Origin of the sequence: Prevotella sp. ne3005 (assembly GCF_900110085.1) — a bacterium.
GTDB lineage: Bacteria > Bacteroidota > Bacteroidia > Bacteroidales > Bacteroidaceae > Prevotella.
Window position 1 is genome coordinate 1 of sequence record NZ_FOCK01000020.1, and the last position, 1,589, is coordinate 1,589.

1 protein-coding gene and 1 pseudogene are annotated in these 1,589 nt (G+C 38.2%); both read left to right on the forward strand.

The window, feature by feature from the left end; all coding sequences use genetic code 11:
• Positions 1-963 (forward strand): annotated as a pseudogene (locus tag BMY16_RS15655) (hypothetical protein); the annotation flags it as partial.
• 14 nt (positions 964-977) lie between these two features.
• The coding region (locus BMY16_RS15370; RefSeq protein WP_170836146.1) for a BACON domain-containing protein at positions 978-1,589 on the forward strand (612 nt) is incomplete at its 3' end.

Below are 1,589 nucleotides of genomic sequence, written 5' to 3' on the forward strand. Positions count from 1 at the left end.
TTCAGTGCCAATCTAGGTATCGTAAAACAAGAAAGTAAAACTGGCGAGGTATGGCTATATGTACCAGTTGGTACTAAGCGCCTTACAATCAGCCATCCTTATCTAGGCTTATTACGTGGTTTCGAAATTCCAACCTCTGTCGAAGGCAAGTGTACCTACGATGCAGAGATTGTGATAACCAACAATGCTTATTTGGATGCCTTGCTAGATCAGGCAATAACATCATCATCCTCTTCTGAAATAAATGCAGAAGAAACAGATGAACTGGAATCTGACTCCATGCTATATCAGGGTCAGGCATTAACATCATCGGCTTCCTCTGAAATAAATACAGAAGAAACAGATGAACTAGAATCTGACTTGATACTAGATCAAGAGCAGATAACTTCTTCCAATATAAAAGGACAACCTTTAGAAGATGCTGAAATATCTAAAGACTCGATTAAAGTTGATTTCTATATAGGTGTTGGATTCAATGCATTCAGTACAATAGGGCCGTCTGCTCATCTTGGTATAGGTTATAAAGCTTTGTCGTTAGAAGCTGGTTATGTGCTGGGTTGTGACAAAGTGAAAGATATTGGTTTTGCGCAGAAAGGGGCCCCGATGCCAGCTGAGGTTTACGATTATTCGTGCAGTAAGGTTTGGCTTCGCTTAGGATTGTCGACAGGTAGGAAGTTTAAAGTATCACCTCAAGCTGGAGTTTCTTTGAATATGATTAATGGCAGAATTGCTCGGACCAATAATTCTAGTTCATACTATCAGAAATCAACCCCCATTTCAATGCTAATAGCCCTTCGTTTATCGTTCAATATTACAAAAGGACTATATGTTCACCTGACCCCCCAATACGACTTCGCAATATCTAAAGATGACGTATATGGCGTCATTAAAGAGATTGATAGTAAAATTAAGGCTTGGGGTGAAGGTTTTGGCGCAAATGTGGGACTATTGTATCATTTCTAAAAAATTAATAAAATATGAGATCAAATATTGTCAAAATATGGCTTTTGCTAGGTTTGATATTGTTGGCATCATGCGGAAAGGATTTGCCAGATAATGCCAAGAACTGGACTGCAGGAAAGTATTTATGTGTTTCGGCCACAGATCTTTCCTTTGATGAACTAAGCAGTACACAAACACTTCGTATTGTAAGCAATACTCGTTGGCGTATATCATGTAATGATAACTGGATATCTCTGTCGCAAGAATCAGGAACTGGCGACGCTGTGATTTCTGTAACAGCGATGACGAATGAAATTACAAGTAGTAGGCAAAGCTATATTGTTTTTACATCTGATGATAATAAAAACAAAGAGTCGATCCGTATTGTGCAGAATGCTGCCAAAAAGTATCTTACTCTTGATGTTAGTAATATAGTTTTTTCTGGCGATGGTGGTACAGAATCTATAACGGTAAAATGCAATTCTTTATGGACTGCTTCTTGTGATGTAGACTGGATATCTTTATCATCGCGTTCTGGTAGTGGCGATGCTAATATCACTGTGAAAGCTATTGCTAATCCAAATACAACTACAAGACAAACGACAATAACGTTTTCTGATTCAGAGACGATATTAAAAGTAAGTGTC